Origin of the sequence: Comamonas sp. 4034 (assembly GCF_050434545.1) — a bacterium.
GTDB lineage: Bacteria > Pseudomonadota > Gammaproteobacteria > Burkholderiales > Burkholderiaceae_C > Comamonas > Comamonas odontotermitis.
The window spans coordinates 157,704-180,055 of record NZ_JBNDIT010000008.1 but is presented as its reverse complement, the minus strand read 5'-3'; the positions used below and the strand labels follow the sequence as shown (position 1 = coordinate 180,055).

Annotated in this window: 37 protein-coding genes and 1 tRNA gene; 37 read left to right on the top strand and 1 reads right to left on the bottom strand. The window is 55.3% G+C overall.

All coding sequences use genetic code 11. The annotated features are described in order from the left end of the window. The first annotated feature begins 43 nt into the window (after nt 1-43). The 24 genes from ABIE32_RS11070 (at nt 44) to ABIE32_RS10955 (ending at nt 11,744) form a co-directional block, all read left to right on the top strand. A complete protein-coding gene (locus ABIE32_RS11070) occupies nt 44-289 on the top strand; it encodes a transcriptional regulator (RefSeq protein ID WP_429016069.1) in 246 nt (81 codons plus the stop codon). Beyond that, the gene (locus ABIE32_RS11065; protein WP_429016066.1) at nt 282-722 is read left to right on the top strand and encodes a hypothetical protein; all 441 of its coding nucleotides are present in this window, start codon (nt 282-284) and stop codon (nt 720-722) included. The genes ABIE32_RS11070 and ABIE32_RS11065 overlap by 8 nt, the downstream gene beginning before the upstream one ends. Before the next feature lie 212 nt (nt 723-934). Next, nucleotides 935-1,168, top strand: a complete 234-nt coding sequence (locus ABIE32_RS11060; RefSeq protein WP_429016064.1) for a hypothetical protein — start codon at nt 935-937, stop codon at nt 1,166-1,168. Between the two features lie 61 nt (nt 1,169-1,229). Further along, a complete protein-coding gene (locus ABIE32_RS11055) occupies nt 1,230-1,415 on the top strand; it encodes a hypothetical protein (protein ID WP_429016062.1) in 186 nt (61 codons plus the stop codon). Between the two features lie 205 nt (nt 1,416-1,620). Further along, the gene (locus ABIE32_RS11050) at nt 1,621-1,920 is read left to right on the top strand and encodes a hypothetical protein (protein ID WP_429016060.1); all 300 of its coding nucleotides are present in this window, start codon (nt 1,621-1,623) and stop codon (nt 1,918-1,920) included. Nucleotides 1,921-1,995: 75 nt separating this feature from the next. Beyond that, entirely contained in the window at nt 1,996-2,856 is an 861-nt protein-coding gene (locus ABIE32_RS11045; RefSeq protein ID WP_429016058.1) for a hypothetical protein, read from the top strand. After that, nucleotides 2,856-3,677, top strand: a complete 822-nt coding sequence (locus ABIE32_RS11040; RefSeq protein ID WP_429016057.1) for an ATP-binding protein — start codon at nt 2,856-2,858, stop codon at nt 3,675-3,677. Before ABIE32_RS11045 ends, ABIE32_RS11040 begins: the two co-directional genes overlap by 1 nt. Continuing rightward, the gene (locus ABIE32_RS11035; protein WP_429016056.1) at nt 3,674-3,850 is read left to right on the top strand and encodes a hypothetical protein; all 177 of its coding nucleotides are present in this window, start codon (nt 3,674-3,676) and stop codon (nt 3,848-3,850) included. Before ABIE32_RS11040 ends, ABIE32_RS11035 begins: the two co-directional genes overlap by 4 nt. 268 nt (nt 3,851-4,118) lie before the next feature. Continuing rightward, a complete protein-coding gene (locus ABIE32_RS11030; RefSeq protein WP_429016054.1) occupies nt 4,119-4,391 on the top strand; it encodes a hypothetical protein in 273 nt (90 codons plus the stop codon). Continuing rightward, the gene (locus ABIE32_RS11025; RefSeq protein ID WP_279586284.1) at nt 4,388-4,519 is read left to right on the top strand and encodes a hypothetical protein; all 132 of its coding nucleotides are present in this window, start codon (nt 4,388-4,390) and stop codon (nt 4,517-4,519) included. Before ABIE32_RS11030 ends, ABIE32_RS11025 begins: the two co-directional genes overlap by 4 nt. Further along, a complete protein-coding gene (locus tag ABIE32_RS11020) occupies nt 4,516-4,971 on the top strand; it encodes a recombination protein NinB (RefSeq protein WP_429016052.1) in 456 nt (151 codons plus the stop codon). Before ABIE32_RS11025 ends, ABIE32_RS11020 begins: the two co-directional genes overlap by 4 nt. Next, nucleotides 4,931-5,317 carry a DUF2493 domain-containing protein gene (locus tag ABIE32_RS11015; protein WP_429016050.1) on the top strand — a complete coding sequence of 129 codons (387 nt, stop codon included), beginning with the start codon at nt 4,931-4,933 and terminating at the stop codon, nt 5,315-5,317. The genes ABIE32_RS11020 and ABIE32_RS11015 overlap by 41 nt, the downstream gene beginning before the upstream one ends. Beyond that, on the top strand, nt 5,314-5,940 hold the full coding sequence (locus ABIE32_RS11010) for a recombination protein NinG (protein ID WP_429016049.1): 627 nt from the start codon (nt 5,314-5,316) through the stop codon (nt 5,938-5,940). The genes ABIE32_RS11015 and ABIE32_RS11010 overlap by 4 nt, the downstream gene beginning before the upstream one ends. After that, complete coding sequence (locus tag ABIE32_RS11005; RefSeq protein WP_429016046.1) at nt 5,940-6,383, top strand: hypothetical protein; 444 nt, start codon at nt 5,940-5,942, stop codon at nt 6,381-6,383. The genes ABIE32_RS11010 and ABIE32_RS11005 overlap by 1 nt, the downstream gene beginning before the upstream one ends. Before the next feature lie 496 nt (nt 6,384-6,879). Beyond that, nucleotides 6,880-7,068, top strand: coding sequence for a hypothetical protein (locus ABIE32_RS11000; RefSeq protein ID WP_429016044.1), 189 nt, complete (start codon nt 6,880-6,882; stop codon nt 7,066-7,068). A 167-nt stretch (nt 7,069-7,235) separates the two neighbouring features. Then, nucleotides 7,236-7,430: a hypothetical protein gene (locus ABIE32_RS10995; RefSeq protein WP_429016041.1), complete on the top strand. Its 195-nt coding sequence runs from the start codon at nt 7,236-7,238 to the stop codon at nt 7,428-7,430. A gap of 197 nt (nt 7,431-7,627) precedes the next feature. Further along, nucleotides 7,628-8,107: an HNH endonuclease signature motif containing protein gene (locus ABIE32_RS10990; RefSeq protein WP_429016039.1), complete on the top strand. Its 480-nt coding sequence runs from the start codon at nt 7,628-7,630 to the stop codon at nt 8,105-8,107. 8 nt (nt 8,108-8,115) lie between these two features. Next, a tRNA-OTHER gene (locus tag ABIE32_RS10985) sits at nt 8,116-8,218 on the top strand. 175 nt (nt 8,219-8,393) lie between these two features. Beyond that, nucleotides 8,394-8,594, top strand: coding sequence for a Com family DNA-binding transcriptional regulator (locus ABIE32_RS10980; protein ID WP_429016037.1), 201 nt, complete (start codon nt 8,394-8,396; stop codon nt 8,592-8,594). 4 nt (nt 8,595-8,598) lie between these two features. Further along, nucleotides 8,599-9,594 (top strand): hypothetical protein, encoded by a 996-nt coding sequence (locus ABIE32_RS10975; RefSeq protein WP_429016035.1) that lies wholly within the window; start codon nt 8,599-8,601, stop codon nt 9,592-9,594. A gap of 176 nt (nt 9,595-9,770) precedes the next feature. Then, nucleotides 9,771-10,778, top strand: a complete 1,008-nt coding sequence (locus ABIE32_RS10970) for a hypothetical protein (protein ID WP_429016032.1) — start codon at nt 9,771-9,773, stop codon at nt 10,776-10,778. A gap of 116 nt (nt 10,779-10,894) precedes the next feature. Further along, entirely contained in the window at nt 10,895-11,137 is a 243-nt protein-coding gene (locus tag ABIE32_RS10965; RefSeq protein WP_429016029.1) for a hypothetical protein, read from the top strand. Further along, nucleotides 11,134-11,511, top strand: coding sequence for a hypothetical protein (locus ABIE32_RS10960; protein ID WP_429016027.1), 378 nt, complete (start codon nt 11,134-11,136; stop codon nt 11,509-11,511). The genes ABIE32_RS10965 and ABIE32_RS10960 overlap by 4 nt, the downstream gene beginning before the upstream one ends. Further along, entirely contained in the window at nt 11,508-11,744 is a 237-nt protein-coding gene (locus ABIE32_RS10955; RefSeq protein WP_429016025.1) for a hypothetical protein, read from the top strand. The genes ABIE32_RS10960 and ABIE32_RS10955 overlap by 4 nt, the downstream gene beginning before the upstream one ends. A 339-nt stretch (nt 11,745-12,083) precedes the next feature. Here ABIE32_RS10955 and ABIE32_RS10950 read toward each other — a convergent pair whose 3' ends face one another. Then, nucleotides 12,084-12,443, bottom strand: a complete 360-nt coding sequence (locus ABIE32_RS10950; protein ID WP_429016022.1) for a hypothetical protein — start codon at nt 12,441-12,443, stop codon at nt 12,084-12,086. 151 nt (nt 12,444-12,594) lie between these two features. Between ABIE32_RS10950 and ABIE32_RS10945 the strand changes: the two genes are divergently transcribed. The 13 genes from ABIE32_RS10945 to ABIE32_RS10885 all read left to right on the top strand — a co-directional run bounded on the left by ABIE32_RS10945 (nt 12,595) and on the right by ABIE32_RS10885 (nt 22,302). Continuing rightward, nucleotides 12,595-13,116 (top strand): hypothetical protein, encoded by a 522-nt coding sequence (locus ABIE32_RS10945; RefSeq protein WP_429016021.1) that lies wholly within the window; start codon nt 12,595-12,597, stop codon nt 13,114-13,116. Continuing rightward, nucleotides 13,067-14,341 carry a terminase large subunit domain-containing protein gene (locus ABIE32_RS10940; RefSeq protein ID WP_429016018.1) on the top strand — a complete coding sequence of 425 codons (1,275 nt, stop codon included), beginning with the start codon at nt 13,067-13,069 and terminating at the stop codon, nt 14,339-14,341. Before ABIE32_RS10945 ends, ABIE32_RS10940 begins: the two co-directional genes overlap by 50 nt. A gap of 50 nt (nt 14,342-14,391) precedes the next feature. After that, on the top strand, nt 14,392-15,765 hold the full coding sequence (locus ABIE32_RS10935; protein ID WP_429016015.1) for a DUF4055 domain-containing protein: 1,374 nt from the start codon (nt 14,392-14,394) through the stop codon (nt 15,763-15,765). Then, nucleotides 15,765-16,874, top strand: coding sequence for a hypothetical protein (locus ABIE32_RS10930; protein WP_429016013.1), 1,110 nt, complete (start codon nt 15,765-15,767; stop codon nt 16,872-16,874). The genes ABIE32_RS10935 and ABIE32_RS10930 overlap by 1 nt, the downstream gene beginning before the upstream one ends. A gap of 472 nt (nt 16,875-17,346) precedes the next feature. Next, a complete protein-coding gene (locus ABIE32_RS10925) occupies nt 17,347-18,084 on the top strand; it encodes a DUF6651 domain-containing protein (protein WP_429016010.1) in 738 nt (245 codons plus the stop codon). Between the two features lie 18 nt (nt 18,085-18,102). Then, entirely contained in the window at nt 18,103-19,071 is a 969-nt protein-coding gene (locus ABIE32_RS10920; protein ID WP_429016008.1) for a major capsid protein, read from the top strand. Nucleotides 19,072-19,109: 38 nt separating this feature from the next. Further along, a complete protein-coding gene (locus ABIE32_RS10915; RefSeq protein WP_429016006.1) occupies nt 19,110-19,397 on the top strand; it encodes a HeH/LEM domain-containing protein in 288 nt (95 codons plus the stop codon). Nucleotides 19,398-19,400: 3 nt separating this feature from the next. Continuing rightward, entirely contained in the window at nt 19,401-19,814 is a 414-nt protein-coding gene (locus tag ABIE32_RS10910; protein ID WP_429016003.1) for a DnaT-like ssDNA-binding protein, read from the top strand. Nucleotides 19,815-20,050: 236 nt separating this feature from the next. Next, the gene (locus tag ABIE32_RS10905; protein ID WP_429016001.1) at nt 20,051-20,416 is read left to right on the top strand and encodes a hypothetical protein; all 366 of its coding nucleotides are present in this window, start codon (nt 20,051-20,053) and stop codon (nt 20,414-20,416) included. Then, a complete protein-coding gene (locus ABIE32_RS10900) occupies nt 20,413-20,799 on the top strand; it encodes an HK97 gp10 family phage protein (RefSeq protein ID WP_429015999.1) in 387 nt (128 codons plus the stop codon). Before ABIE32_RS10905 ends, ABIE32_RS10900 begins: the two co-directional genes overlap by 4 nt. Then, on the top strand, nt 20,796-21,197 hold the full coding sequence (locus ABIE32_RS10895; RefSeq protein ID WP_429015997.1) for a phage tail terminator-like protein: 402 nt from the start codon (nt 20,796-20,798) through the stop codon (nt 21,195-21,197). Before ABIE32_RS10900 ends, ABIE32_RS10895 begins: the two co-directional genes overlap by 4 nt. A 56-nt stretch (nt 21,198-21,253) precedes the next feature. Further along, nucleotides 21,254-21,448, top strand: coding sequence for a hypothetical protein (locus ABIE32_RS10890; protein WP_429015994.1), 195 nt, complete (start codon nt 21,254-21,256; stop codon nt 21,446-21,448). Nucleotides 21,449-21,654: 206 nt separating this feature from the next. Next, nucleotides 21,655-22,302 carry a phage tail tube protein gene (locus tag ABIE32_RS10885; protein WP_429015991.1) on the top strand — a complete coding sequence of 216 codons (648 nt, stop codon included), beginning with the start codon at nt 21,655-21,657 and terminating at the stop codon, nt 22,300-22,302. The last annotated feature ends 50 nt before the right edge of the window (nt 22,303-22,352 follow it).

The following is a 22,352-nucleotide window of genomic DNA, read 5'->3' as shown; positions in this document are numbered from 1 at the left end:
AGCATGGCTTGCTATTTTTGCTTAGCAATGCTAAAGTTTTGCCATGAACCAACTACAGTCTGCTTGTGCAATCGCTGGGGGGCAAGCCGCTCTGTCTCGCCAACTTGGCGTGACAGCTGCAGCGGTGAATCAGTGGATCAAAGGTCTGCGCCCCGTGCCGCCTAGGCACTGCGTTTCGATTGAGCTCGCCACCAAGGGCGCTGTCACTCGCCAAGACCTCCGCCCCAACGACTGGCAGCTGATCTGGCCCGAGCTCACCCCCAAGCAAAAGGAGGTGGCCCATGGTTGACCCCCAAGACAACAACCCTGGCGAGCGCGTCATTCCAGCGATGGACAACAAGCAGTGGCTGGAATTGATGTGCAAGTCTAAAAAAGAACTGCTCGTGCTGATTTTGCTGGAGCTGCGCCAAGTAAACAGCCGCATCAGCGGTGGAGCACAGGCAATTCGCATCACCACCAGTGCTGAAACGAAGGGCTTGATCGACTCCGCCCGTGCAGAAGCGGAGATGGAGCGTCGCTCATCCACGCCAACCAATGCCTCATGGCAATTGGGTTTGACTGCTACTGAGATTTCAACCGTCGAATCTCTTGCTCGACTGTTTGCAGCTGACGCTTCATTGCAAGCAATGTGGCTTCGAGTTGCTCTTGTTGCTGTGCAAGCGCAACTAGGCCGTGATTCAGATTCCAGCTCAGTGGATCTGCCTGCGGCGAAAGGCGGCTGATGTTGTCCTCGAAAAACTTCTTCGCTTTCATGTCTGCCCTCCTTAAGGCTCTGATTACTGGATGTGTAGCAACTCCCAGCATAGCTCAAGGAAGGGCAGGCACCCATATCCCACTGCCTGTGACAAACACAGACCTGGCACAGCTGGTCTGAGTCACAAGTACCGAACCCAATTTCAACTTCGTGTTTTTTAAGAGAAAGGAAGAACACACCATGGCCTACGAAAACCGCGACCTTGTCCGCGTTCCTATTTGCATGTTGAGAGGCAGCAAAGAGGAAGAGGAAAAGCTGTTGCGACTGGCTAAGCGCTTGTCCAACGGTGGATCGACTGCTGTTGCCTTGCGAGATGCGCTCTTGAAGCTTGCTGATGAGATGGAGCATGAGCGAAATCCTATTTCGTTCCGCCAGCTTGACAGGAAGTCTTTTGGTGCTATGTGCACCGCCTGATCCCGGTTTTCGCTACTTCATCAACCCAAGCCTATGTAGACATCACATGCACATTTTCCCTATGCCTCTGGATCTCAGTGGCGCGACTCCTCAACAGATTCGCGCTATCAAAAACAAAGCATTCAGCGAAGGCGTTTCATTCGAAGAAGCTGCTAAGCGAATGCTCCTGGAGCTTGAAGACAGGCTTGAAAAGGGTGTTGCGATGACCCCCATTGCACGACTCTTCCGTTTCTCCTGGATGCACTAGCTCGGTACTTCTCAGTTACTCAGAAATTATGGAAACCAACCTCTTCTCAATTCCCAGGCAATCAATCGCTACCCACTTCAAACCACCTCGAATCCTCAAGTCAGTAGGCCGCAACCCTCGATACCACGGCTACTACATCGAAAGCGGGGCTAAGGCCCTGGAATCAACCCTCAAGACCCAACGCATCAGAAAGGTGAGCATCTAAATGAACTTCCTCAAGAACATCTGGCAGGCACTGTTTGGCAAGAAAGAAACCAATGAGTCTTGCAGCAAAACGCCTATCAAGCCTAAGCAAATGACCATGGCTGATCGGGTTCTTGCCGCCCTCTACCTGTATGGCAAGCAAACCAGCAAGGGTCTGGCGCTTCACCTGGGCGCCAATGAAAACACGGTCCGCAATGCACTGGCAATCCTGCGTAGCGAAGGGCTCGTGACTCTGGAAGGCAAGGACGGGCGTTACTTCATCTTTGCCGTGTCGCCGAATTGGAGTCCACGCCATGAATAAGCAGGAAAGAAAAGAGAAAACCCGCATCGGCGGCAACCGTGCGGGCTTCATTGACCAAGTAAGTGAGCAACTCAAATGGCATTAGCGCAAGTTTATCAATTCCCACCCATAGAGGCAAGCCCCAAAGTGGCAACAGTAAAACGCCCATCGTTCCAGTTCTATCCAGCTGACTGGCGCAAAGATCCAGCCCTTGCGGCTTGCTCTTTGGCTGCGCGCGGTCTTTGGATGGAGCTGCTGTGCATTGCGCACGAATCGGAGCGATATGGTTTTCTGTCCATCAATGGCAAGGCTATGACGCCAGCGCAACTGGCCCGCATCGTTGGCGAGACGCCTGCACTTGTGACAAAGCTGCTGCGTGAAATCGAGGAGGCTGGTGTTCTCTCCCGCAGTGAGGATGGAATCATATTCAGCCGTCGCATGGTGCGCGATGAAGAGCTTCGGAACATCCGTGCTGCCAATGGCGTCAAGGGGGCAGAGCATGGAAAGAAGGGGGCATCTCACGGGGTTAAAGGTGGCCGTCCAGCTAAGACAAGCATTGGAGAAATAACCCCCCTAGAAACCCCCCAAGATGTTCAAAAAGAACCCTCCCCTTCATCTTCTTCTTCATCTTCTATTAATTCCGTAGCTGAAGCTACGGGCGGCAAGCCGCCAAAGATCACTGATCCAGCTGAAATCATTTTTGGCTACGGGCTCTCCATGCTGGTCAACGCTGGCACTGCCGAAAAGCAGGCCCGCTCCTTCCTTGGTGGACTGCGCAAGGCGCATGGTGACGATGCCTTGATTGACAAGCTGCGTGACTGTGCGAAGGCCAAGCCGTTGCAGCCGCTGGAATGGCTCGCTGCAGCCCTGCCACCGCCTGCTTCTGGTGGTTCTCGAGCACCGAAATCTGAAAACTTTGATGCCAAGGACTACGGCTCTGGCGTGGAGGCTCTGTGATGCAAACCATCGAATCTTTGATCCGCCGGGCCGACGACTTTGCCGCCCGTAACCCGCAAGTTGGCGAGCCAGTGTTTGCAACTCGCAACTGCGACAAGCACGGCGAGTACCAGGCCAAGCAACTGATCCCGGGCCGCTTTGCCATGTGCCCAACTTGCCGTGCTGAGAGCGAAGAAGCGGAGAAGCGCGAACGCGAGGCGATGTATGCGCGGATTGCCCATAGCAACCACATCGCCCGTCTTGGCCGTGCTGGTATCCCCGAGCGCTTCCATGACCGCACCTTGGAAAACTTCGAGGTAGAGAACGAGGGCCAGCGCAAGGCATTGGACTTTGCGCTGGACTACACCGCCGACATCGAGAAAACCATGAAGTCGGGCCGTAGCGCAGTTTTCATCGGCAAGCCCGGCACCGGCAAGACCCATCTTGCAATCGGTATTGGCCGCAAAGCCATGCAGGTTCAAAAGGCCGATGTCCTGTTCATCACGGTGATGCGCGCCATCCGGTCAATCAAGGACACCTGGGCTAAGGGCAGTGAGCAGAGCGAATCCCAGGCCATTGCGGCGCTGGTAGCCCCTGATCTGCTGATCCTTGATGAGGTGGGCGTGCAGTACGGCTCGGACTTCGAGAAGAACATGCTTTTCGACGTGCTGAACGACCGCTACGAGAAGCGCCGCCCAACCATCTTCCTGTCCAACCTGAACAAGCATGAGGTGGCCGCATACCTCGGAGAGCGTGTCATGGATCGCCTTCGTGAAGACGGTGGGGCGGTCATTCCGTTCACCTGGGACAGCTATCGCAACCGCAATAAGGAGCAGAAATGATCAAACAGCACCAAATCTACACGCTCCCAAGCGGTGCCATTGTGAAGGTCAATTCCTTGGTCTCTGGCACTTCGGACGATTGGAATTGTGAGTTCAAGCACAAGGAGAAGGCGGGCTACATGGTCTGCTTCGCTGGAAAGTTCATCCGCAAGTATGGAAAGGCAATGGCATGAATGAGCTGCGCCCAATGCCAAGCAATTTCAAAGCACCAAGCCGACCCGGCGAAGAGATCCATGTTCAACCCAGCGTGCCTGTGGTGTGGAGCAAGAGCAATCCAGTGCACGCAGCGGGTTCTGCTGATCGGTCGAGATGCCAAGGTTCAGCGGTGCCGGGAGATTCTGGCCAGGTGGCTGGAATTCGGCCACTCGGAGGCGGAAATCAGGCGGCTGGCAAAGCAGGGTGCATGGGCTGTGGAAAGTGCAAACAGGAAGGGGTGAGGGGATGAACTGCAAACCTGGAGATTTGGCGATTGTCATCAAGAGTTTTGCTGGCAACGAGGGAAAAATTGTTCGCTGTATACGGCTTGTTCCGGGAGGAAAAAGGTGGAATGGATTTGGTCTTTGTGACACATGGGAGACCGACACAATGCTTCCCAATATCGCAGGGTTCGAGAACAACGTAATCAGAGATGCGCAGCTCCGCCCTATCCGAGACAACGACGGCGAAGACGAAACCCTGCAATGGGCGCCAGTACCAGTGAAGGAGATCGCATGAAGCCAAAACTGATCAAGAGCAACGGCATCTGGCACTGCGCCCTGGTGTCGGCGCTGCGCGGGTTCGTCGGCCTGGGATACACCCCGGCAGATGCGTACCAAGACTGGCTGACTGGAGGTGCGCGATGACTGAGCGCATCAGCCTTTCCCTGTGGGAGACCAACCAAGCCCACATCGCAATCCTGCATGCCTGGACGGTGGTCAAGGGCTGGATCAAGGACGGACGCCGTCTCACCCTAGAGATTCGGCCAGAGAAGCGCAGCGATGCGCAGAACCGGCACTACCACGGGCTGATTGCGCAGATCGCGGCACACATAGGCGGCGACTTGTCCGATCCAGACGATGCAAAGCGCATCTTGATCTCAGCTTTCAAGATTGAGACACAAGAAGAGTTGGCAGACGAATGGGCGAAGTTCGGCGACCTGCGTATGGGGCGCGGACTGCATAAAGAAATCGTGGTGTTGGGCACGCAGTCTCGCGGTTTTACCAAAAAGCTTGGCGCTGCTTTCATTGAATGGCTCTACGCCTTTGGCGCGACCCATGGAGTGCAGTTCAAAGCAATGGAGGGTTGGGATGACTAGCTTTGTGCTGTGCGTCTGTGGCGGACGAGACTACCAAGACCGTGAGCGAGTGTTTAGCACTTTGGATCGCGTGCATTCAAAGCGTCCAGTGACGCTGCTTGTGCATGGTGACGCATCAGGGGCCGACTCTTTGGCTGCTGCATGGGCTATTGTCCAAGGCGTTCAGATTCGGGCATTTCCTGCGGCCTGGAATAAGCATGGTCGGCGAGCTGGGCCAATTCGCAATTCTGAGATGGTCGCGTGTGGCATTGATGGATTGGTTGCCTTCCCGGGTGGAAATGGAACTGCCGATATGGTGCGGCAGGCCTACGCAGCTGGCGTTGCCGTGATGGAGGTGGTGACTTGACGTTCAAGCGAACCCGCTGCCCCCACTGCAAAGCCAAGCTTGAAACAGGCCAGCGCATCCACCCCGACTGCATCGAGCCGTGGGCAGAGGCTCAAGCCGCCAAGAAGGAGCGAGAGGAAGCCAAGCGCGCCCGGGCTGCAGCAAAGGTAGAGCGAGCCGAAACCAAGCGCCGCAAGGGAGCGTTGAAGACCCGCAATGAGGTGCTGGCAGAGGCGAAGGTAGCAATCCAAGCCTTCCGCCGTCTAGAAGAGTTGGCTAAGGGTCGGGGCTGCATTAGCTGCAAGCGTTCTCGTGAAGAGGTGGAGTCCGGCCCATGGCGTCCTGGAGGCTACTGGGATGGAGGCCACTTCAAGAGCAAGGGAGCATATCCAGAACTAGCTCTTGAGCCCTTGAATATCTGGTTGCAATGCAAGTCTTGCAACGCGGGCTCAGGGAAGTACGCCCGCAAGGGATACACCGTAGCGGCGAGCTTTGAGGCGAACCTGGCAGAGATTGAGGGACAAGAGCTAGTTGACTGGCTCAACGGCCCGCACCCAGCCAAGCATTACGACATGGATCAATTGACAGCCCTCCGCAACGAGTACAGAGCAAAGACCAACGAATTGAAGAAAGAGAGAGCCTGATGATTGAAGAACGCTACCTATCCGCATCGCTGGCCTCTTGCCTGGCAGACGAGCCCCACAAGATTGGTCAGGTCGATGTGATCAAGGCCAGTGGCATGAGCGCCCGCAATATGGCTGCCCACTACCTGCGCCTGATCTCCAAGCCGACCAAGGAGGATATGACCCGGGTGTATGCCGCGCTGCTGCACCACATGGAGAGCAAGGGATTGGCAGGCGGGACGGATGCCATTGTTGCGGCGGTCGAGTGGTTGCTTGATCCTCGTTGCAGGGTCTGCCAAGGGGCTGGGGTTGTGGTCAGGAAGGAAAAGGAGCACACATGCCCCAAGTGCAAAGGCGAGAAGTTCCGAAAGGAGCCTGTCTGCAAGACCACCCAGGCGCTGATTGACCATGTGAGGGCCTGCCGTTCAGCCCATTGCGGGCGAATGTTCAAGCTGTTGCGTTAAATGCTTGTGCTTTGCCTCTATCTGTGGTAACGTTCGTACTGCGTTAGTTTGATCATGAATCAGTTTGGGCTGTGCTTAGGCCTCCCAAGATTCAGAAGAAACATCCCATAGAAACATGGCAGGCCCACGATGGGAAGCCGCGCCCTGAGAGATCAGGGCCATCACACATGCTGATTGACATCCTTCTAGAGGGTGGTTGGCGCTGGTAGCACTGCACCCGCCCCAGCAGCAACACAGTCAGGGAGATCCTGGCGGGCCACAGTCAGCAGTTGTGATGAAGAAAGGTGCCAGTAACCACTGCTTCGGGAGGTGGGTAGCCTGGTTGTTTATAGACGGACGAACTTGGCTGTGCACGGCTGAGGTAGTCGCTGGAACCGTCACCAGCAGCCCGAGTCATCCCATCTGCCCATCACACTTTCTCCCTGGCGTGCGCCTCGGGTGGTGGGTAGATCAGATGGAATGTGTTAGAAGTGACTCTTCTCAACAGGAGTCATGCATGGCACAAGATAGGAAATTTGTTTCTCTACAGGCGCTAAGTTATGCGCCAGATAAGCCGGTGGTCTATATCGCTGTTGCAGATGATGGGTCTGCATGGCTTGGCAGGCCAGCCGCACCAGTAGACAAAAACCTAGTGAATGTTGATTGGAGGCCGCTGCAACCTTTGCCAAAAAAGGATTTGCTTTAGTTAGAACTCCAGATCCAAGCCCTGTCTAGTGTGGAGCTTTCTTTTTTGACCATGTGTGCTTCGTGGATGGGTAATAAGTCACTTACATCCGGTTTATTGTCGGAAACGAGCGTACTGTGAAGGCGTGGGAGTAAATCCTTGCTCCCAGTGCCAGGCCGGAGGTTTGTATGGAACATTCAACTCGCGAGGTTTGGAGCCGCACATTGCTGATCCAGGAATCAGAACTAGATGTAGTTGCTGAAAAGACGGAAATGGCCGGAGCAGCTGATGCGGAGGTTGCTGAGCTTGGCATGCTCAGAAAAGTTGAAGACGAGCGGCAGGAAGCTCTTGATGCTCTGGGGCGCAAGTTGCCGTGGGGTTGACAGTCTTCTTCATCAAAATGTACTTAGGAGCTTCGGCTCCTTTTTTCATTTCCAGCTGCAGCAAGCGCGGCCCACTCCAGAGTGGTTTGATGGAGTGGCATCTCCTTCCCCAAGCTCACGGGGTGCTTGCAGAGCGAACGACAGCCCTTGCCCGTGCGGGTAGATCGAAAGGGCTCTTTAACTTTTTGAGGTGCCCTATGACTCGTCGGATTTCAGGTGATCAGTTGCGGGCCTGGGGCACTTACGATCCAGAAACTGGCATATTTACTCGCCATAAGGGTGGAGCGATATCAGTTGCTTTGACGAGCGCAGGCTATGTACGCTTTTCGGTATTGGGCAGCCAACAGTACGCTCAGCGTATGGCGGTGCTCTACATGACAGATGTTCTTCCAGGTGATGAGTTCGAGGTTGACCACATCAACGGTGATAAGTCTGACAATCGCTGGTCAAATCTGCGAGTCGTTTCTTTGTCTGAAAATCAGCACAATCGACGACGCCCAAACAGGCGCAACAAAAGCGGATATCTTGGGGTGAGTCAGTACGGCAGCAGGTATCGGGCGCAAATATGGTGGAAAGGCAAGATACACCGGATTGGAGTATTCAAGTGCCCACAGGAGGCCTCACGAGCCTACTTCTCCGCCAAGCAGCGGCTTGCGGGCGATCTTGTCGTTCTGTGAACGAATTACGCGATGTGCCCGAGAGGTTGAAGGGTGACTAGATCAAGAGGATTGACGGGGCGACTAGAGCCACTGCGTCGGTCTGCCTGGGTTCGAATCCCAGCATCGCAAACAACAAAGCCCGCTAGGTCGCTCCAGCGGGCTTTTTGCGTTGAGCTTCCGAGCTCGAAAAAAGACAGGGCGAATGAAAAGGTGCGCTAACACCCAGACAAACGCCTCCGCCGTGAGTGCACACGGCATTGACCTAAGACCCTGCCACCTAGCTAGGTGAGGGCCATTATGGACTATGCCGCACATGCAAGAAGTCAGATGCGCGAACTGCAAGCGCAAATTGGCTGTTGGAGTCTTTCAGCAGCTTGAGATCAAGTGTCCTCGTTGTGGGACTCTAAATTCCTTGAGGGTCGAGCACCCCTACGCAGAGCGCCCAGGAGCGCCTTTCTCTTTAACCAGTAAGAAAGAGCGCTCTAATGCCAACACAAGTAATTGAACACATGTCTTCTGCAGTGGATCTGCAGGGCCCCATCTCCAATCATCTCCCAGGTGGATCTGCGCCCAATAAGCTCCATATGTGGGACAACGGATCGGGCCCTAACGACCTGACTCCATATTCGGGCTGGAACATGAGCCCATACACTTATTCAGGTCACCCGCCCACTAGTACATATCAAGCCAAGTCGGTGCCGGATGTGCCAGGTACAACTGGTTGTTCTATCGGGGACGGGATTCTGTCCTTTTGGCAAAACGGCTTCGAGACAAAGCTGGTCCAGAATCAGTTCTACAACAGCATGTCGTTCGGTGATGAGCCTCGCAATCAGGTCTTCAACTGGGAGGGTACGAAGGATTTTCACTTCCGGTATCGTCAGACGTTCGGGTATTTCTATTCTGGCTTGCCTGATTACTGTGCATACTCGTACATCACACTGATCATCTATGACAAGTCCATCAATCGAAGCATCACATTGATGATCAACGACTGGGACTCACGCCCAGGTCGAATCGTTGGCGAGTACACAGGATTTGCCCCGATCTACAACCCTGATGGTTCACTGGCCTACCTGATGCCATATGCGGGAGCGGACCTTGGCCACTCGACTTTTGTGGACAACTATGGGGATTCGAAGAGCACAGGTGATCTCAATAGCCAGGCAAGGATCCGCGTAGGGACCATCACACAGCAAAATCTGCGCAATCTCATCACTGCCTACCGGCAGATGGGATCCGACAAAATTCCTGAGTATCAAGCCAAAGCGGCGGCAGAACTGGCGGCGCATAACGGGCAGCCTACCACTGCGTATTACGCATACTTGGCTGTGGTAGAGGAGCTCAATGACATCGCGAACATGTCCTTGGATGTCTCCAACTACAAGGTGACCAACATTGGCATCCAGCCGGAACATGCAGTTGATTCTGCAACCTTCCGCTCGTTGCCGATGGGGCAGTTTGGCATGACCTACAACGAAGTGATGTTCTGCACCTGGGTTAACTAAAGTCGGTTAATTGAGAGTGCTTCCCTGTGGCTTTGATTGAGCTTGAATTCCGCTGTGGAGCAGGTATCCTCAAAGACGCGGGGAACATCGAAATATCCGCTTCCTATCCACCGAGATTTATCAATTGAGTGATCTTGGAAGATTGAAAACTCAGAAATTGGAGAAGAGACATCATTATGAAATATTTAAAGGGTATCGCACATGTTGCAGTACTGGTGCTGTCGGTAAATGGTCTATCTGCGTATGCGCAGTCTGCCATTTGGCATCGTAGTTCGCTCTCTGAGTACAACAATACAGTTGGCAAGGCGCATCAACCCAAGGGCTATTTTCTGTTCAATCACGGGTATGCCGATGCGACTACCTTTACCCCAAGCACGAATTGGAATGTGAACGATTTCACGAATGCAGGCATTCCCTTCACCGCCAACAATCAAGTGCTGCGTCAAGTGAATGGCTATGGCAGCACAGCCTTTCAAATGGGTGATGGCAAGGCAGCTTACTTCTTGAATAGCTATCGCTCAAGCGCCGATCCTCTAAATGAGGTCGGCTTGGACATGTTGAACACTGATACCAAGATTGACGCTGCCTTCGGTGGAGATGTCAACAACATCACAAACAATTGGTCCTTGTCGCCTTCAGCGCAAGTGTGTCTGAGCACTGTCTATACGATGAACTACTGGAGTGGCGAATCAGATAAGGCCGTTCAGTCTTACTGGTCGGTTTTTCTCCTTGATACATCTCTGAACAAAGGGTTCAACCTGACAATCAAACTTTGGGCCAATCGAGAAGAGGGGAAGTGGGAAGGCTCAGGCGGCTCGGAGATTGGCAAGTATGTCTACACAGGTGTGTGGAATGGTGCAAGATTCACAACACCGCAAGTTCACAGTAATGAGGCAATTCTTGGCGCCACAGCTACTAGCAACGCATTAGGTCAAAACGTGTGGTTCCACACCTGCATCACTCGGCAAAACCTGGCAAATATCATTGCTGAGTACAACGCAGGACTGTCTGCAGCCGACAGAATCAGCACAAATGTCGATCACTATCAATTGAGAGGAGTGTTCAACCAGACCGAGATGATGAAGCTGCGCTGGCCGAACACTGGCCCCGGTAACTACAACTTGAATGCGCGCTCACATGTGGGCGTGACATGGCAAAGCCATGACATCGTGACACTTTACTAAGAACAGATGTCGCATTGATCAGGCAGTTTTATTGATCACGACCCGGTAGGTACATCCGTCGGGCAACCTACTCCAAGGCCAGCCAAGTGCTGGCTTTTCTTTTGGCAGGAGGCGCGATGAAATACACCTCGCGCAATGTTGACCGCGCAACGGTATTTGATGTCGACACCAAGGAGCAGCTCAAGCAGGTGCTCATGGTGAACACAGAGACAGGTGCGGTGGTGGTTGCCAAGCAGCCACTGCGCCTGAATCACAAGGGATCAGTTGACCGGGAGACTATCCACTTCGATGCGATCCACCCGATCTATGGCGGAGGCATCAAGCCCTGCTTGTTCCACTGCTACGGGAGGCAGTCATGACTTCGGCGGCGTCAATCCGGAAGCGCGGATATGCCCTGATGGGCGCAAGAATCCAGGCACGCAAGCTGGAAGACATTGTTCACCGGGCAATCAACCGGACTGTGCAGCGATTTTTCGGCAAGGCGCTGGGCCTGAGTCTAGTGCTGACCTTCCCCAATCGCCACCAGTTCAAGGCAGGCGAGTATGCCAGCCGATGCGGTGACGATGTGCAGCAAGTCACCTATGCAAGTGCAGATGGTGTGATTGCCACCTTCAAGTGCGTAAAGGCCCCGGCCTCTGGCTGGTGCAGTGTTGGCGACGAGGAAGAAAACCTGCAGCGTCGATACGTCCTGTTGAATGAGCGGGACTTGATTGCAATGGGGGTGAAGCCATGAGCCTGATACCAGACAACCTAATGGAGAAGATGGAGCGAGCTAGCAAGGCTGCCCGTGAATTGGAGGCCGCGCTGAATGATCTGGTTTCCAGCAATTTTATGGACAAGGTGCAGGCTGAAATCGATGTGGTGGAGTCTCAGCAGATTCAGAACATCAAGCCAAAACAGATCTTCTGTGTACGGGTTGGCGGCACCGTTCAGTGGCACGACGTTGGACGGAGGGCTATGCGATGAGCCTAAGACGAAAGATAGCCCTGTGGCTGTGCCCTGAGTTGGGTGAGGCAGAGGCTCGGTTGCTTGCATGCAGGGCCGGATGGTCAAAACAGCATCAGGCTGCCACAGAGCATGAGGGCATCGCCTTCGTGAACTTCGAGCAGGACTATCAAGGTCTCCAGCGTAGTGAAGCTCGTGAAATGCTCATGCTGACTGGCGAAGATCGGTACTACAACCTGGATTGATTACCGCAGGGCAGGCTTTCCGCACACGCGACCTACACACTTGGAGCCTATCCCCTGCGACCCGATAAAAGAAAACGGGCTTATAGCCCGTTCTATCCATCAAGCTGTTCAGCTTTTACATGGTCATCGTGGACTCAACATCTGCCACTTTGCGGCGGGCCAGCGCAAGGTTTGCACGCTTGTTATCCAGCACGTAATACAGGAAAAGTCCTTGGATCTTTTCGGATGGGCGAATGATGTGGTACTGCTTGCCCAGAGTGATCAGGATGTCATCGATGTTCTCGTTCAGGCCCAGGGCCTTCATGGTCTTCATCTTGGCCCGCACCACTTCGGTGTTGCCAGCGGCGGCCAGTTCCATGTCCACACCAGAGCCAGCGCTCGCAAGTGTCATGCCGCTGTTGTAGTCCACAACTGCAGCGCATTGCGCGCCATCGAGGGACATTAGGTCGTTCAAGGTATCAGTGAAATTTGCCATGTCAGTAACTATTAATTGATGATTTAGTAATAAATGACGTTACTTCGTCAGAACTGATCATACTGATCAGAATCAATCATATGTGATGATTGACACTTTTTGACAATTGTGGATGCGCTAACTAATGGCGCTCCAGATGTATGGAGAGCCTATGGCAAAGCCAAAGAAGGCCGAGCCGATGGCTATTGGGCGGCCAAGCAAGTACAAGCCAGAGTATGCAGGCCAAGCGAAGAAGCTCTGCATGCTCGGTATGACAGACAAGGAAATGGCCTCGTTTTTTGGCGTGGCTGAGAGCACCTTCAACCTATGGAAGACCGCCCATCCCGAGTTTTCGGAGTCCCTAAAGGGGGGCAAGGATCTGGTCGATGCTGAGGTGGCAGCGAAGCTGTTTCACCGGGCAATCGGGTATGAGCACCCTGAGGATGACATTCGGGCGGTAAACGGCGAGATTGTCATCACTCCAATGGTCAAGCACTACCCACCAGACACGACGGCTGCGATCTTCTGGTTAAAGAACCGACAGCCTCAGAAATGGCGCGACAAGCCGGACGAGGGCGGAGAGGGCGAGAACGCCCAACCCGTTCCAGTAAAGATCGATGTGATAGTAAAGGACGCAAGAAAGCATGCCGAGCCTGAACATTCCGCAGGCTCGGTTCCTGGAGCTGCCTCATAAATACCGCGCATACGTCGCTGGGTTCGGCTCGGGCAAGACCTGGGCCGGATGCGCTTCAACGTGCCGCAATGCCTGGGAGTGGCCCAAGGTCAATCAGGGCTACTTTGCGCCGACCTATCCGCAGATCCGGGACATCTTCTTTCCGACGATTGACGAAGTCGCGTTTGACTGGGGCCTGAAGGCTGACATCAAGGAGGCGAACAAGGAAGTTCACCTGTTCAGCGGCTCGCAGTACCGGACGACGATCATCTGCCGGTCAATGGAGAAGCCGTCCAACATTGTGGGCTTCAAGATCGGCCATGCGCTGGTCGATGAGCTGGATGTGATGCAGGCGGTCAAGGCTGAGCAGGCCTGGAATAAGATCATTGCCCGGATGCGCTACAAGGTGGACGGGCTGAAAAACGGGATCGATGTGACGACGACGCCTGAGGGCTTCAAGTTCGTCTATCAGCGGTTCCACAAGCAGCCGCAAGAGCGCGCAGCACTAGGCAAGCTCTATGGAATGGTCCAGGCCAGCACGTTCGACAACGCGGCCAACTTGCCAGACGACTACATCCAGTCGCTCTATGAGAGCTACCCCAAGCAGCTGATTGATGCCTATCTGCGCGGTCAGTTCACGAACCTGACGGCGGGCAGTGTCTACCCAGACTTTGACCGCCGCCTGAACCACTCCGATGCATCGCTGCAAGCCGGTGAGCCTCTCCTGATCGGGATGGACTTCAACCGCCTGGCGATGGCCGCAGTGGTCTATGTGCTGCGCGATGGCTGGCCGGTGGCGGTGGATGAGATTACGGACGGGCGCGATACGCCCTACATGGCGAAGCTGTTCAACGAGCGGTACAAGGCCAAGGGCCACGCTGTTCAGGTGTTTCCTGATGCCTCCGGACAAAACGCGAGCAGCAAGAACGCGACCGAGTCGGACTTGAGCATTCTGAAGGCGCATGACCTTACGGTGCGGGTGAACTCAACCAACCCCGCAGTGGTGGACCGAGTGAACGCGGTGAATGCCCTGATCCTGAATGGAGAGGGCGAACGGCGCTACCTGGTCAACACCGCCCGATGTCCCAAGCTGACCGATGCGTTGGAGCAGCAGGCCTACGACAAGAACGGCGTGCCGGACAAATCGAGCGGCGTGGATCACGTTATCGACGCTGCGGGATATGTGATTGCCAACAAGTGGCCGATTGTGAAACGAGCCGCCAAGGTAGAAGCATTCCGCTGGTAACTCAGCATCAACTAAAACGAACCCGCCCGGGAAACCTTGGCGGCTTTTTTATGGCTATTCAAGTCAACCAATTGGACGCGCCGATTGCTCGAATGGTCGAGGATTGGGCTGTCATTGACGCTCTGCTGGGGGGAACTCCGGCAATGCGCAAGGCAAAGAAGTATCTCCCGCAACAACCCAGAGAGGATGATGCGGATTACCAGTACCGACTGAGTACATCGACCCTGTTCCCAGCATTTGAGCGCACTCTGGCAGTAATGGCTGGCAAGCCGTTTTCCAAGGAAATCACAGTCGGCAAGAATGTTCCGGTCCAAGTTCAGGACTATCTGCCCAACATCGATGACAACGGCGCTTCGCTGCACTCTTTTGCATCGAAGGTGTTTCGAGAGCTCGTGAGCCATGGCTTTGGAGGTGTCTTGGTTGACTTCACCAAGACCGACGGAGAGAACCGAACTCAGGCTGACGAAAAGGCCATGGGCGCTCGCCCGTACTGGGTGCAATACAAGCACAACCAGATCCTGGGTGTTCGTTACAAGAAGGGGCAAAACGGCCTAGAACTGGTGATGGTTCGCTTGCTGGAAATCTCGGATGAAGAAGACGGAGATTACGGCAGCCAGCAGGTCAAGCGAGTCCGGGTACTTCGCCCTGGCTCTTGGGAGGTGCATAAGGAGACTTCCAGTGGCTGGGAGATCGAGAGTACTGGCACAACGACCCTGAGCTACATCCCATTCGCCTTGCTTGTGGCTGGACAGATCGGCCCAACCGAGGGCAGGCCACCGCTCAAGGATTTGGCTTACCTGAACGTCAAGCACTGGCAGCAGCAATCGGATCAGGATGATTCAGTGCGCTTCGCCCGCAAACGTCTGCTGGTGTTCACCGGCGTAGACGAGGGCGAACTGCAAACCCCATCAGCTGGAGCAGCGTATGCGCTGAGATTCGGGGATAAGGATGCCAAGGCCGAGGTGATACAAGGTTCTGCAGAGTCTGTGACTGTAGGCCGCACCGAGTTGGAGGCGCTGGAGGATCAGATGATCCAGACCGGTGCTGAGTTGTTGGTGGCCAAGCCTGGACAGCGCACGGCAACGGAGGCCAGTAACGATGCAGAGGCCAACAAGTCCAGTCTGCAGAGCCTCACTGAGGACTTTGAGGATGTGCTGGATCGCTGCTTGCAGTTCACTGCAGATTGGATTGGCGCTGGTGAAGGTGGTTCCGTATCCCTTTTCAAGGACTTTGGGGCCGCGACGCTCAGCGACGCATCAGCACAGCTGATTGTTGCAATGGTCCAGGCCGGGCTGATCTCGAAGGAAACAGGGCTCAAAGAGCTGCAGCGCCGAGGTGTGCTTGCACCTGATCTTGATGTGAAACTGGAATTGTCTAGTGTCGAGGCGGAGGGGCCTGCGCTGGGCGCAATAGGTGACGCCTAATGTCCAGCGTGAACGACTTTCTTCAGGATGAGGCCATAAGGCATGCCACCGAGTTGCAGAAGTACGGCAACAGAGTCTTGGCCAAGATCATGGCAGTGCTGAATAGGTCAGATGCAAGGCTTGCTGCAGAGCTGGCTGCTCTCCTTTCGGAAATGTCCCCTTCAGGATTCAGCATGGATCGTCTGGAGGCGCTGCTTTCGAGCATCCGGGCGATGAACACTCAGGCTTACAACATAGCCGAGCGTGATTTGACCGAGGAGCTGAAGCAGTTCGTGGCCTACGAGGTCGCATATCAGCAGCAGATGCTGACCAGCTTCCTGCCGGTCGGCGTGAGTGTCGCGTCGGTCAATGTCGCACAGGTCTATGCAGCGGCGATGGCGCGCCCTTTCCAGGGATCGCTATTGCGGCAGGTGTGGAGTGATTTAGATGCGGCCAAGATGAAGCGGGTCCGTCAGGTGATTGCCCAAGGATTTGTAGAGGGCAAGACGACTGATCAGATCATCCGTGAGATGAGAGGGACGAAGGCCAAGGGCTACGCTGATGGATTCATCCAAAAGGATCGCCGCGATGTGGCTGCAGTAGTGCGAACAGCACTCAGCCACACTGCAGGATCGGTGCATGATGCGGTGTATGAGAGGAATTCGGACGTAATCAAGGCGCTCAAATGGTCGGCGACCCTCGATTTGCGAACCTCGGAAATGTGTCGAATTCGCGATTCCAAGCTCTACACGCCCGACACGCACAAGCCAATCAACCACAAGATTCCTTGGGGTGGCGGGCCTGGGCGGCTGCATTGGTGCTGTCGGAGTGCTTCGGTTCCAGTGCTGAAGTCCAACAAGGAATTGGGCATTGATTTGCCTGATTTGGAGCTGTCTAACAGGACGCGCGCCTCAATGGATGGGCAAGTCCCGGCTGACACGCCGTTCTCTGAGTGGATCAAGCGGCAGTCTGCTGCGCGCCAGGATGAGGTGCTCGGACCGACGAGAGGCAAGCTGTTGCGCGATGGAGGACTCAGTCTTGATGACATGTACACCGACAAAGGCACATATCTGACCTTGGAGCAGTTACGGCAAAGAGACGCAAAGGCTTTTGAGAGAGCGGGCGTGTAATATTCGCCTGTGACCCAAAAGCCTACGCTATCCCTTGTCCCTCCGACTCCACCAGATGCCAAAACGGCATTGGTTGAGCGTGTCAAAGCTATGGAACGGCCAGAAGGTTTGCTCCAGTGCTCAAGGTGTGGAGGTCGGCAGACGATGACCATCCGCAGCGGTGATGCGATCAAGGCTGGACGAATAGTCCCAGGAACTGTTATCGAGAAATGCATCTGCCCGCACTGCTGGAAGCAAGGCATCACGATAGACATGATTCCGCCTGTTCCGCGAATCGCAAAAGAACCCAAGCCCAGGCGAACAAAGCCGAAGCCTGTCAAGTAAACCAAGCCAGCCTAACGAGCTGGCTTTAATTTTTCTAGCCGTCTAGGAGCAATCCTCGGCGGCTTTTTCATGCCCAAAACCGGATGGAGGCGGGCGCACATGGGTCGGATGACCCTCAACCAATAAGGCCGGATGGCCTAGTCACCCTATGAAACTGAAAACTGATGACCAAGGCCATGTAGTCGTGCAGGACGGTAAGCCCGTCTACGTAAAAGACGATGGCTCGGAGCTGGCCTTTGATGTGGTCGGCACTACGCAAACGATCACTCGCTTGAATGCTGAGGCCAAATCACACCGCGAACGGGCCGAGACTGCTGAGAAGTCTTTGAAGGGCTTTGAAGGCATCTCTGACCCAGCCGAAGCGCTCAAGGCCCTGCAACTTGTCGCCAATCTCGATGCAAAAAAGCTGGTGGATGCCGGTGAAATCGAGAAGGTGAAGACCGAGATCGGCAAGGCGTTCCAGACCCAACTGGACGAGGCCAAAGGCCAATCATCGAAGCTGGAGCAGCAGCTCTACGCCGAGATGATCGGCGGCAGCTTTGCACGTTCTAAGTTCGCCCTGGACAAGCTGGCGATTCCTCCTGACCTGGTGCAGGCCTACTTCGGAAAGGCATTCGGCATTGAGGAGGGGAAGGTGGTTGCCAAGGACGCCAACGGCAACAAGCTATACAGCGCAGCGAATCCGGGCGAGCTAGCCGGTTTTGATGAAGCGCTGGAAATGCTGGTCAATCAGTACCCGGGCAAGGATCACATCCTCAAGGGGTCTGGGGCTTCTGGCTCCGGCGCTCAAGGTTCGCAGGGTGGCGGTGGACAACAAAAAGGCAACTTCGGTGGCTCCAAGGCCGACCGTGTTGCCGCAATCAAGCAATTGACATCTGGCGCATAACGCGCAGAAAGGTATCCCATGGCACTGTCCGATATGAAGGTCTTCAACGAGTACCTGAAGGCCGCAACCATTGAAACCCTGGCCCAAGACGTTGCCAAATTCAACGCCGCATCCGCTGGCTCCATCCAGCTGACCACCCAGGGCATTGACGGCGACTTCCTGCAGGAATCGTTCTGGGCTGGCATCCACAGCGCACAGCGTCGCGTGGATCGCTACGCTGCCAACGGCGCGCAGTCGGCTACGCCGCTGTCTCAGAAGCAGTACGACACGGTGAAGATCGCAGGCGGCTTTGGCCCCATCCTGTGGGAGCCGGGCCAGCTGTCCTGGGTGCAAAAGTCGCCCGAGGAAGCCCTGGAGGTGATCTCGCGCAACCTGTCCGAGGCCATCATGGCCGACCAGCTGAATACGGCCATCGCAGCACTGGTAGCTGCCATCGCCAATCAGGCCGGTGCAACCAATGATGTGTCGGCGACTGCAGGCGTAACCTATAGCGCGATCAACACAGCACATGCGAAGTTCGGCGATGCGTCGGCTCGAATCATTGCCCAGGTCATGACCGGTGCGATGTATCACAGGCTGATCGGCCAAAACCTGGCCAACGCCGAGAAGCTGTTCACCTTCAGTGGTGTGACCATCGTGGACATCCTGGGCAAGGCGGTCATCGTGACCGATGCGCCTGCGCTGTTCACGGCTGGCACGCCAGACAAGGTGAAAGTGCTGTCGCTGGTGAGTGGTGCTGGGGTTGTATCGGATGGCTCCGATCTGATCACCAACATCCAGACCAACAACGGCAAGAACCGCATCGAGACCACGATGCAGGCTGACTACACGTTCGGCCTGAGCTTGAAGGGCTACACCTGGGATACGGCCAACGGCGGCAAGTCGCCAACCGATGTTGAGTTGGCTACTGGATCCAACTGGGATTTGGTTGCGAACAGCATCAAGGCTTCTGCTGGCGTCATCACCATCGGCGACGCAGCCAAGTAAATGAATGGGGCTACGGCCCCTTTCTCTTTGGAGAAACCATGACTGAGAAGATTGCATACGAGCCGCATCCCGTGTCGCCTGAACGCAAAGCAGAGCTGCGCGCCCAGGGCTTCAAGATCATTGATGAGCGATTCAAGCCCGCCGACGAAGGCAAATTGCCGGAAGCTGAGCAGCACGCGGCCCTGATCGCAGAGCTGCAAGAACGCGGCATCGAGTTTGATGAAGCCTGGCCGACTGACGAGCTTCGTGCTCTGTCCATCACGCCTGCGCAGCCACAGGAGCCAGCTGGCAAGCGCGGTCGCAAGCCTGCGCAGCCACAGGAGTAAACCATGTTGGTAGTCGCTCCAGAAGAAGGCTATGACTCGCTGGTGACGCTCGCAGAGGCTCAGGGCTACATGGAGCGCATGGGCTACGACTGGCCTGCTGAGGTGGCGAAACAAGAAATCGCTTTGCGCCGTGGCACTCAATATGTCGTGACGATGTACAGCATCCGGCCCGAGTTCCTCGATCCTGTCGCTGATGCGGTGAAGCATGCTACCTGCGAGGCGGCGCTTCGTGCTTCAGATGGCTCACTGTTCTCCGATGTGGACGCCCAGGCAGTCACCGAAGAATCAGTGGGGCCGATCACCACCAAGTACGCACAACCAGCAAACGGCGGACAGAAACGCTTCGGCGTGATTGATGCCTTGATGCGTGGAATGACGACTAGCGGGGCGGGGCAGGTCAAGTTGGTGAGGGCGTGATGAGAAGCAATGTTCTGTCACTTGTCCAGCCTACGCAAGATAAGGCTGATGCACTCGCGGTTCTGGATGGACTTCGTGCTGCAGTTGAATCTGGCGAGATCAAGGCATTTGCCTGCGTTGGTATTGAGCCGGATCACTGCACGCGAATGTGGTCGTCATCTGTTCAGACCACAACTCGCTTGGAGCTGATTGGTGCTATGTATCACATGCTTCACTGTTACGAATCGGAGTAGGACATGACCAAGTTCGACTACTCCCGTCCAGCGGCCACTGCCAAGCGGCTTCTGGATCGTTTTGGGCAAGACGGGGCGCTTTCACGCTATACGCCTGGTGGCTATGACCCAGAAACGGGCCCGACTGATCCTACAGAGCTACAGTCACCATGCACTGTCGCCCTGCTGGAGTTCGACAACCGCCAGATTTACGGGGAGCTGATCCGGATCGGCGACCGCCGCGCCTTGATCGCTCCTGATGTCAGCTTCGAGCCGCAGGCCGGTGACTCATTGACTGTTGGCGGCGATGTTCTGCAGGTAGTGAAAAACCGGCCCGTGTCTCCTGCTGGTGTTGTGGTGCTCCATGACTGCATAGTGAGGGATTCATGAGCTTTGCTGATGATCTAGCCAAGTACTGCAAGGCGGCTGGCGACAAGGTGGAGCAATTGGTTCGCGATACTGCAATCGGGCTACAGGCTGAGATGATGGACAAATCGCCGGTTGACACTGGGCGCTTTCGATTCAACTGGCAATGCGGCATCGGCTCGATTAATCCAGATACCAGTGCTGCGCCCAATAGTGATGCTTTAGGACGAGCCAGAGTTGTCTTGGAGACTTGGCGCCCGGGGCAGACGATCTTCCTGAGCAATTCGCTCCCTTACGCGAAGCGCTTGGAAAACGGTTGGTCCCAACAAGCGCCCAGCGGCATGGTCCGTTTGACCGTTCAAGACTTCGCTCAGGCCGTCAAGCGCGCTGTGGAGGCTGCGAAATGAAGCTAACTGAGATCAAGGCACTGCTGGAGCAAAAGCTACTTGCTATGCCTGGTGTGCTGCCAACAGCTTTCGAGAATGTGCCATTCAAGCCGCCTGACGGACCTTATCAGGCCTGCTATCACTTGATCAACTCGCCTGTTGACCTGGGAATTGAAGGGACGTTGGTTGAAAAGCGTGGAATCTTGCAGGTGACAGTCCGATACCCAGAGGGTAAAGGGCGACAACAGGCAGACGCCATGTGCGAACAGCTGGCCGACCACTTCAAGCCGCCACAGATCATCCCGGGCGCAGGCTTCCGCATTGAGCTGAACAAGACTGCTTCTATCGGCTCCGGTGCACCAGATGAGGGGCGCTGGGCTATTCCTGTCTCCATCTACTGGCGGGCCTTCCCCGTCTGAACCAGCCTCATTGAAACGCTAGCCACCTCCGGGTGGCTTTTCTGCTTGGAGCACTCATGAATCAGTACATGTATGTAACGGGACTTGGAGGGCGGCGTCTTGGCGTTCTTGTCGGTTTGCCGTATCCGTGTCGGCATGAATCGGTGGAGATGGTGGTGACCTTCGAGGATCATTTCTACCGTTGTCCTGATTGCGGTACGTTACTGACAGAAGTTGAAGCGAAAGCAATTAAGGAGTGCTTGCTCAAATGAACGCCGCAACACAAGAACTCCATCGAACCTTGATCCGCCTTGCTAAGGGCGCTATCTCGGCGTGGGAGAAATGGCTAGAAGCCGCCTCCCACTAACTATTTCTCTAACCCTGCCTCGCGGCATTGCCTCTCCCAACGGACTCGCAAGCCAGGTGCCTCGCAGAAATCAGCCCCGAAAGGGGATTTTTCTTTTCTGAAAGGCTCAAAATGGCCCGTACTCCCACTGGCACCATTCATTCGGTCGCCACTGTTCTCTCCGTCGCCAAGACGATCACAGGCATCTCCAATGCTGCCGAGGCTGTTGTCAGCTCTGTTGCCCACGGTTTTGCCAATGGCGACATCGTTCTCCTTCTCTCTTCGTGGGGGCGACTGAACTATCGCGCCTATCGCGTGAAGTCTGTTGCTGCAGACACCTTCGTCCTGGAGGGTGCAAACACAACCAACACCGACTGGTATACGCCTGGTCAAGGTGGCGGTACGGTGCGCAAGGCAACTACATGGGTTGACCTGGACCGCACCATGAACCACAACACCAGCGGCGGCGATGCCAAGACGGTGAACGTCAAGTTCATTGAGTCGGATGTGGAATTCGTTCTGAACGACGGCTTCAATGCCGTTCAGCGCACGTTCGAAATGGACGCCGACATGATCGGCTCTCCTGCTTACGACGCGCTCAAGCTGCTGTCTGAGACGAATGCTGACACCATCGTCCGCCGCCGCGCAAAGACTGGCGCACTGTCGCTGATCCCTGCAAAGGTCGCCTTCAACGAAGAAGAAACCCTCACTGAAGGCCAGGCCGTAGTTGTGAAGGGCACCTTCAACGCACAGAACCTGTCTACGCGCTACGCCGCCTAACTCCATTTGGGCATAAGCCCACAAATAGCACCGACGCATCCCGGTTCGTT

Excerpts from the sequence above, each read along its gene's own strand:
- ABIE32_RS11070 (WP_429016069.1), top strand. The coding sequence starts at position 44 with ATGAACCAACTACAGTCTGCTTGTGCAATCGCTGGGGGGCAAGCCGCT.
- ABIE32_RS11065 (WP_429016066.1), top strand. The coding sequence starts at position 282 with ATGGTTGACCCCCAAGACAACAACCCTGGCGAGCGCGTCATTCCAGCG.
- ABIE32_RS11060 (WP_429016064.1), top strand. The coding sequence starts at position 935 with ATGGCCTACGAAAACCGCGACCTTGTCCGCGTTCCTATTTGCATGTTG.
- ABIE32_RS11055 (WP_429016062.1), top strand. The coding sequence starts at position 1,230 with ATGCCTCTGGATCTCAGTGGCGCGACTCCTCAACAGATTCGCGCTATC.
- ABIE32_RS11050 (WP_429016060.1), top strand. The coding sequence starts at position 1,621 with ATGAACTTCCTCAAGAACATCTGGCAGGCACTGTTTGGCAAGAAAGAA.
- ABIE32_RS11045 (WP_429016058.1), top strand. The coding sequence starts at position 1,996 with ATGGCATTAGCGCAAGTTTATCAATTCCCACCCATAGAGGCAAGCCCC.
- ABIE32_RS11040 (WP_429016057.1), top strand. The coding sequence starts at position 2,856 with ATGCAAACCATCGAATCTTTGATCCGCCGGGCCGACGACTTTGCCGCC.
- ABIE32_RS11035 (WP_429016056.1), top strand. The coding sequence starts at position 3,674 with ATGATCAAACAGCACCAAATCTACACGCTCCCAAGCGGTGCCATTGTG.
- ABIE32_RS11030 (WP_429016054.1), top strand. The coding sequence starts at position 4,119 with ATGAACTGCAAACCTGGAGATTTGGCGATTGTCATCAAGAGTTTTGCT.
- ABIE32_RS11025 (WP_279586284.1), top strand. The coding sequence starts at position 4,388 with ATGAAGCCAAAACTGATCAAGAGCAACGGCATCTGGCACTGCGCCCTG.
- ABIE32_RS11020 (WP_429016052.1), top strand. The coding sequence starts at position 4,516 with ATGACTGAGCGCATCAGCCTTTCCCTGTGGGAGACCAACCAAGCCCAC.
- ABIE32_RS11015 (WP_429016050.1), top strand. The coding sequence starts at position 4,931 with ATGGAGTGCAGTTCAAAGCAATGGAGGGTTGGGATGACTAGCTTTGTG.
- ABIE32_RS11005 (WP_429016046.1), top strand. The coding sequence starts at position 5,940 with ATGATTGAAGAACGCTACCTATCCGCATCGCTGGCCTCTTGCCTGGCA.
- ABIE32_RS11000 (WP_429016044.1), top strand. The coding sequence starts at position 6,880 with ATGGCACAAGATAGGAAATTTGTTTCTCTACAGGCGCTAAGTTATGCG.
- ABIE32_RS10995 (WP_429016041.1), top strand. The coding sequence starts at position 7,236 with ATGGAACATTCAACTCGCGAGGTTTGGAGCCGCACATTGCTGATCCAG.
- ABIE32_RS10990 (WP_429016039.1), top strand. The coding sequence starts at position 7,628 with ATGACTCGTCGGATTTCAGGTGATCAGTTGCGGGCCTGGGGCACTTAC.
- ABIE32_RS10980 (WP_429016037.1), top strand. The coding sequence starts at position 8,394 with ATGCCGCACATGCAAGAAGTCAGATGCGCGAACTGCAAGCGCAAATTG.
- ABIE32_RS10975 (WP_429016035.1), top strand. The coding sequence starts at position 8,599 with ATGTCTTCTGCAGTGGATCTGCAGGGCCCCATCTCCAATCATCTCCCA.
- ABIE32_RS10970 (WP_429016032.1), top strand. The coding sequence starts at position 9,771 with ATGAAATATTTAAAGGGTATCGCACATGTTGCAGTACTGGTGCTGTCG.
- ABIE32_RS10965 (WP_429016029.1), top strand. The coding sequence starts at position 10,895 with ATGAAATACACCTCGCGCAATGTTGACCGCGCAACGGTATTTGATGTC.
- ABIE32_RS10960 (WP_429016027.1), top strand. The coding sequence starts at position 11,134 with ATGACTTCGGCGGCGTCAATCCGGAAGCGCGGATATGCCCTGATGGGC.
- ABIE32_RS10955 (WP_429016025.1), top strand. The coding sequence starts at position 11,508 with ATGAGCCTGATACCAGACAACCTAATGGAGAAGATGGAGCGAGCTAGC.
- ABIE32_RS10950 (WP_429016022.1), bottom strand. The coding sequence starts at position 12,443 with ATGGCAAATTTCACTGATACCTTGAACGACCTAATGTCCCTCGATGGC.
- ABIE32_RS10945 (WP_429016021.1), top strand. The coding sequence starts at position 12,595 with ATGGCAAAGCCAAAGAAGGCCGAGCCGATGGCTATTGGGCGGCCAAGC.
- ABIE32_RS10940 (WP_429016018.1), top strand. The coding sequence starts at position 13,067 with ATGCCGAGCCTGAACATTCCGCAGGCTCGGTTCCTGGAGCTGCCTCAT.
- ABIE32_RS10935 (WP_429016015.1), top strand. The coding sequence starts at position 14,392 with ATGGCTATTCAAGTCAACCAATTGGACGCGCCGATTGCTCGAATGGTC.
- ABIE32_RS10930 (WP_429016013.1), top strand. The coding sequence starts at position 15,765 with ATGTCCAGCGTGAACGACTTTCTTCAGGATGAGGCCATAAGGCATGCC.
- ABIE32_RS10925 (WP_429016010.1), top strand. The coding sequence starts at position 17,347 with ATGAAACTGAAAACTGATGACCAAGGCCATGTAGTCGTGCAGGACGGT.
- ABIE32_RS10920 (WP_429016008.1), top strand. The coding sequence starts at position 18,103 with ATGGCACTGTCCGATATGAAGGTCTTCAACGAGTACCTGAAGGCCGCA.
- ABIE32_RS10915 (WP_429016006.1), top strand. The coding sequence starts at position 19,110 with ATGACTGAGAAGATTGCATACGAGCCGCATCCCGTGTCGCCTGAACGC.
- ABIE32_RS10910 (WP_429016003.1), top strand. The coding sequence starts at position 19,401 with ATGTTGGTAGTCGCTCCAGAAGAAGGCTATGACTCGCTGGTGACGCTC.
- ABIE32_RS10905 (WP_429016001.1), top strand. The coding sequence starts at position 20,051 with ATGACCAAGTTCGACTACTCCCGTCCAGCGGCCACTGCCAAGCGGCTT.
- ABIE32_RS10900 (WP_429015999.1), top strand. The coding sequence starts at position 20,413 with ATGAGCTTTGCTGATGATCTAGCCAAGTACTGCAAGGCGGCTGGCGAC.
- ABIE32_RS10895 (WP_429015997.1), top strand. The coding sequence starts at position 20,796 with ATGAAGCTAACTGAGATCAAGGCACTGCTGGAGCAAAAGCTACTTGCT.
- ABIE32_RS10890 (WP_429015994.1), top strand. The coding sequence starts at position 21,254 with ATGAATCAGTACATGTATGTAACGGGACTTGGAGGGCGGCGTCTTGGC.
- ABIE32_RS10885 (WP_429015991.1), top strand. The coding sequence starts at position 21,655 with ATGGCCCGTACTCCCACTGGCACCATTCATTCGGTCGCCACTGTTCTC.